At 41.5% G+C, this 5453-nt stretch carries 8 protein-coding genes; 5 read left to right on the top strand and 3 right to left on the bottom strand.

Translation table 11 applies throughout. The annotated features are described in order from the left end of the window. From Q1V93_RS10005 to Q1V93_RS09995, 3 genes are all read right to left on the bottom strand, one after another. On the bottom strand, nt 1-347 hold a 347-nt coding region (locus Q1V93_RS10005), incomplete at its 3' end, for a 3-methyl-2-oxobutanoate hydroxymethyltransferase (RefSeq protein ID WP_300664289.1). A 195-nt stretch (nt 348-542) separates the two neighbouring features. Next, complete coding sequence (locus tag Q1V93_RS10000; protein ID WP_300664287.1) at nt 543-854, bottom strand: DUF721 domain-containing protein; 312 nt, start codon at nt 852-854, stop codon at nt 543-545. After that, the gene (locus tag Q1V93_RS09995; protein ID WP_300664285.1) at nt 851-1945 is read right to left on the bottom strand and encodes a DNA replication/repair protein RecF; all 1095 of its coding nucleotides are present in this window, start codon (nt 1943-1945) and stop codon (nt 851-853) included. The genes Q1V93_RS10000 and Q1V93_RS09995 overlap by 4 nt, the downstream gene beginning before the upstream one ends. A 110-nt stretch (nt 1946-2055) precedes the next feature. Between Q1V93_RS09995 and Q1V93_RS09990 the strand changes: the two genes are divergently transcribed. The 5 genes from Q1V93_RS09990 (at nt 2056) to Q1V93_RS09970 (ending at nt 5380) form a co-directional block, all read left to right on the top strand. Beyond that, the gene (locus tag Q1V93_RS09990) at nt 2056-2544 is read left to right on the top strand and encodes a nuclear transport factor 2 family protein (protein ID WP_300664283.1); all 489 of its coding nucleotides are present in this window, start codon (nt 2056-2058) and stop codon (nt 2542-2544) included. Next, nucleotides 2525-3028, top strand: coding sequence for an SRPBCC domain-containing protein (locus Q1V93_RS09985; protein ID WP_300664281.1), 504 nt, complete (start codon nt 2525-2527; stop codon nt 3026-3028). The genes Q1V93_RS09990 and Q1V93_RS09985 overlap by 20 nt, the downstream gene beginning before the upstream one ends. Before the next feature lie 75 nt (nt 3029-3103). Beyond that, nucleotides 3104-3562, top strand: coding sequence for a hypothetical protein (locus Q1V93_RS09980; RefSeq protein WP_300664279.1), 459 nt, complete (start codon nt 3104-3106; stop codon nt 3560-3562). 52 nt (nt 3563-3614) lie between these two features. Further along, entirely contained in the window at nt 3615-4733 is a 1119-nt protein-coding gene (locus Q1V93_RS09975; RefSeq protein ID WP_300664277.1) for a vWA domain-containing protein, read from the top strand. 137 nt (nt 4734-4870) lie between these two features. Beyond that, nucleotides 4871-5380, top strand: a complete 510-nt coding sequence (locus tag Q1V93_RS09970) for a YdeI/OmpD-associated family protein (protein WP_300664276.1) — start codon at nt 4871-4873, stop codon at nt 5378-5380. Nucleotides 5381-5453: the final 73 nt, after the last annotated feature.

The following is a 5453-nucleotide window of genomic DNA, read 5'->3' as shown; positions in this document are numbered from 1 at the left end:
CCACCCGATTCTTTCATGATCCGGATTGCATTGGACAACGCTTCTTTGGAATTTCCCTGATACGACCCGAAAGGCATATCAACTACCACCAATGCCCTTTCCACGGCTCTTACAACAGATGCAGCGTGATAAATCATTTGGTCTAATGTAATGGGAAGTGTTGTTTCGTGCCCCGCCATCACATTGGACGCGGAATCACCCACCAAAATAATATCGATTCCGGCAGAATCAATGATTCTAGCCATTGAAAAATCGTACCCGGTAAGCATCGAAATCTTTGCTCCCGAGTTTTTCATTTCTTGTAAAACGTTCGTTGTGACGCGCTTTACATTTTTATGCACAGACATGAGCGATTATTTTATCTAACAAATTTAATCAATTACGAATTAGGAATGCCGAATTACGAATTGAAATAGGGAATCGAAAATGGAGAATGTAAAATTGAGAAGAATAGAAGGCACTGCTTTTCGATATTATGCGAGAGATAGTACAGCCACTTGGGTAGAACAATACTTTTCAATTCTCACTTTTCAATTTTCAAGTTACTCAAACCACACATCATGAATGATCTTCTTCCCCGCAGTCTGATTCACCCGCTCAATAATGATTTGTTTCCCGTGCAGCAATTCATCGCGCATTACAGAAGAGTTCAAAGCAACGATCAAAACTCCGGAACGGATCTGAAGATTCGTCGTTCTCGTAGCAACCGCTTTGCCCATCATTTCCTCCCAGCGGTTCAAAATGTCCATTTCGGTCATTTTTCCTTTCAGCTGGTAAGCACTCATTAATTTATCCACCAATTCTTTCATCGGCTGCGCATTCCCGGATCGCTTGCGTTCATCCCATTCACTCATACCAATTCAGAATTAAATAATATCATTTTAGGTTTTACCTGTATGCTTTCAAAAATACCGGAAACGCGTTGCTCGTCCGTATCTGTTACCAAAACCTGCCCGAACGTATTCCTGGAGACCAAAGCCATCAGCTGAGCCACACGCAAATTATCCAATTTGTCGAAGATATCATCCAGCAACAAAATCGGAACTTGTTTCAATCGCTCTTTCAACCAATCAAATTGTGCTAAACGCAAGGCGATTAAGAAACTTTTCTGCTGTCCCTGGGAACCAAAACGTTTAATCGGTAAACCTTCCAGTAAAAACGTAATATCGTCTTTGTGAACTCCCACAGAAGTATAATGCACCCGCATGTCTTTCGGATATGCCTGTTCCAGCAAAGCTCTGAAATCCACCTCTGTCAATTTCGATTCATAACTCAGCGAAACAGCTTCCTGTTCCTGCGAAATCCACTTGTAATAATGCTGAAACAAGGGAATAAATGCTTCGATGAACGAAACGCGTTTGCGGTGAATGGCCGTTCCGTAACGAATCAATTGTTCGTCCCAGATTTCGATCGACTCGCGCTCAAAGAATCCGTTTTCGAATTGCAGTTTCAACAAGGCATTCCGCTGATCCAACACTTTGTTGTAACGCTGTAAATCTGCCAGATATTCGTGGTCGAATTGCGAAATAATGCCGTCCATCCATTTTCTGCGTACTTCGCTTCCTTCCGAAATCAAATCCGTGTCGTAAGGAGAAATCATCACTACCGGAAAATGCCCGATATGATCTGCCAGGCGCTCATATTCTTTCTTGTTCTTCTTGAAAACCTTCTTCGAACCGGATTTCACACCACAGTAAAGATTAAACGGTTGTTCATCCTTCATCCAGCAACCCTGAATCACAAAAAACTGCTCATTGAAGCGGATATTCTGCTTATCCATCGGATTGAGATAGGAACGGCACATACTCAGGTAATGCACCGCATCCAACACATTCGTTTTTCCCGAACCGTTTTTCCCCACAATGCAATTCACCCCGCTTTCAAACTGAAATTCGGCCTCGCTGTGATTCCGGAAATTGACTAAAGAAAGGGACTCGACGAACATACTGCAAAGATATGAATTACGTCCCGATAATTATCCGGATACGAATGCTGAATTAAAAACAGGAACTGTAAAAAGGAATAGTTGTAATTTTCCACTATAAACCCAAAACAATGAAATACATCTTCGGCTTTTACCTCATCCTGACATCTTTCTTTGTTTCCGCACAGGTCGATGTCAATTCTGAACTGTATCAAACCATTCTTTCCAAAGACAGTTTGCTTTTCCAGGTCGGATTCAATACCTGTAATGTGACTCAATTTGACGCTTTGTTGAGTGACAAATTCGAATTCTTTCACGATATCGGAGGAATTTCGGATAAGACAAAGTTTTTGAGCGACCTGAAAACCGGTTTGTGTAAATCGCCAGAAACGTATCAATCCCGCAGGGAATTAATTCCGGGAAGCACAAAGGTTTTTCCGCTGTATGAAAACGGGAAATTGTACGGAGCAATTCAATATGGCGAACATCGTTTTTATGAAACCATGAGCGGCAAGGAAGAACGATTTGCAAGCACGGCGAAGTTTACGCATGTCTGGATCCTGGAAAACGGAGTTTGGAAACTGAACAAGAGCTTGAGTTATGATCACCAGAAACAATAATTACGAGTTACAAATGACGAATTCCGAATTTTTAGAGTATCCGCAGCAGATCAAAAAAAGTATTTTGATCAATAATTCAGTATCAAAAGTTTGGGAGTATTTGACAATTCCCGGGCTTATGCAGCAATGGATGGGTGAAATGGAAATGGACATCGAGATCCTGACAGATTGGAAAGTGGGCGGTCCGTTTATCGTAAAAGGATTTCATCATACACCATTTGAAAACAAGGGGGAAATTCTGCAATGGGAACCAGAAATCATTTTTCAGTACAGTCATTTGAGTTCACTTTCAAATTTGCCTGACGAAGCGGAAAATTACACGATCATTACTTTTCAACTGAACGAATCGGATGGACAAACGGAATTAACCATCGGGGCAAAAAACTTCCCCACCGAGTCGATTTATAAGCATTGGGAATTTTATTGGAATGGGACGATGCACTTGCTAAAGCAGGTAATTGAAAATGGAAAATTCAAAAATTGAAAAGAGAAGGCATAATTTTCCTGCAATTACAACCCTGGCAAAATTCTTGCTACTTTCACCAAAAATCTGAGTGCTATGAAATTATTGATCTTCCTTGCTGTTCTGCTATCTGTTTTCACTGCGTGTGAAACACCCAAAAAAGTTGTTTCTGATGATACCATTATCAGCATCACTCACGGAACCAATTTCGGACATTGCAGAGGATATTGCAGAAAAGAAGTAATTTTCACTGAAGACAAGGTGATTTATTCTCAATCGGGTGTTGACTCAACGGCTACTCCGGTAAAAACGGAGGAATTTGGCAACTCATCAAAAGATTGGTCCAAACTGGTTGATCCGCTGGATCTGAAGAAATTCAACAACATGAAAGAAAGCTACGGCTGCCCGGATTGTGCAGACGGTGGTTCCGAATACATTGAAATCAGAACAATGAAAGGTACAAAACGCGTCACAATCGAATATGGAACAGCATTTCCGGATTTGGAGCCATTACTTACGGAATTACGCACACAACGCAAAAAAGTAGAGAATTAAACATGTTCTGAACGTTTTTTCATTCAGGCTGTAACAACAAAAAACAGCAACCATGAAAACAACGTTCTTATTGTTAGCTACTTGTATTAGCTCCTTCTCCTTTTCTCAGACTCACCCGAGTGATGAACTGCGCAAAATCCAGATTGCCATTTTGTTTGACACCTCCGGAAGTATGGACGGCTTGATCGACCAGGCGAAATCTACTATCTGGAAAATCGTGAATACGGCTTCCAAAATGACCGAAAAAGGAAAAGCCCCTCAATTGGAAATTGCACTTTACGATTACGGTAACGATGAAATCAAAACTCCCAACTGGATTCGGAAAAGAACAGATCTGATCGCCGATCTGGATTCCATTTCCGGGCAATTATTCTCCCTGAGAACCAATGGTGGTGAGGAATATTGTGCGGCCGTAATCGAATCATCTGTGAATGATCTGAATTGGTCCAAAAAACCTTCCGATCTGCGCATGATTTACATTGCGGGAAATGAACCTTTCAATCAGGGACCGATCGATTACAAGAAAATCCTGAAAATGGCTGCAACAAAAAACATTGTCGTGAATACGATTTATTGCGGGCCTTACGACCAGGGAGTTCGTGAACTTTGGTACGACGGTTCTCTTTTCTCTCAGGGAACGTATTTCAACATTGATTCCGACCAAAAAGTTCCACAGATCAAAACACCTTACGATCAGCAAATCATTACCGAAAACGATTCCCTGAACAAAACCTATGTGGGTTACGGTTCGGCGGGAACTCAGCGTTTTAGCAAACAAGCGGAAGAAGACAACAATGCAAAAATCCAGGGAGTTGCCGTCATGTCGGAACGAGCTGCTGCAAAATCGAACTCCAATTACAAAAATGCTTCCTGGGATTTAGTCGACGGTCTTGACCAGGGAAATGTGAAACTGGACAGTATCCGCGAACAAGACTTGCCTCAGCAACTGAAAGGAAAATCGAAAGAAGAACAAATCAAATACATCGAACACAAAAAGGCTGAACGGATCAGGTATCAAAACAATATCAGCGATCTGTCTAAAAAACGGGAGGCCTATATCGAAGCTGAACTCAAAAAAATCAGCGAATCGGGAACTCAGAAAGATTTTGGCTCTGCAATTATTGAATCCTTAGTTACTACCGCACAAAAGAATGGATTCACGGTTGAATAGTTAGCTGTCTCGCTTTCCTCATTGATTATTCCCTGTGTTTTCTATGTGGCCTATGTGTTAAAACCACACTAGGTCACATAGTTTTTAAGATTCGAATTTTCAAGTCATTCTCCTATCTTTGCCATAAATGAAATTCCATGGTTGAATTTGAAACAAGTATCCAATCCCTCGACTGGTTGAATTACTGGTTTGTAGAACTCACTCCGGATATTTTAGCCCAACTTCCGGGTAGAAAAGAAAAAGGCGATTTTAATCAGCGCCTGCTCATCACTCTGGATTCCAAAATTCAGTGGCAAGCAGGAGTTTTGGCACTTGGTGAAGGAAGCGGATTAATCACCGTGCAGCAAAACCGCTTAAAGAAACTAGGCAAAACCCTGGGTGATTCGGTTCGTGTTCAGTTGGAAAAGGACGAATCCGAATTTGGTGTTCCCGTTGCGGAAGAAATCATCGAATACTGGGATCAGGTTCCCGAAGCTAAAATGCGTTTCGATGCACTTACTCCCGGAATGAAGCGCTATATTTTAAACCATGTCGACACGGCTAAATCAACAGAGAAGCGGACCGAACGAACGCACCTGCTGATGTCAAACTTACTGTTAGCACCTCAAGGAAAGGAAACATTTCGGTTTTTACTCGGCAAATATTAACGTGTTTCTTCATCCGAATCTATTAAATTTGTAATAAAAAAAGTCAATGCGAGTATATTTAGACAATGCAGCA

Origin of the sequence: Fluviicola sp. (assembly GCF_030151805.1) — a bacterium.
Taxonomy (GTDB): domain Bacteria; phylum Bacteroidota; class Bacteroidia; order Flavobacteriales_D; family Crocinitomicaceae; genus Fluviicola.
This window is presented reverse-complemented; position numbering and strand designations above follow the sequence as displayed.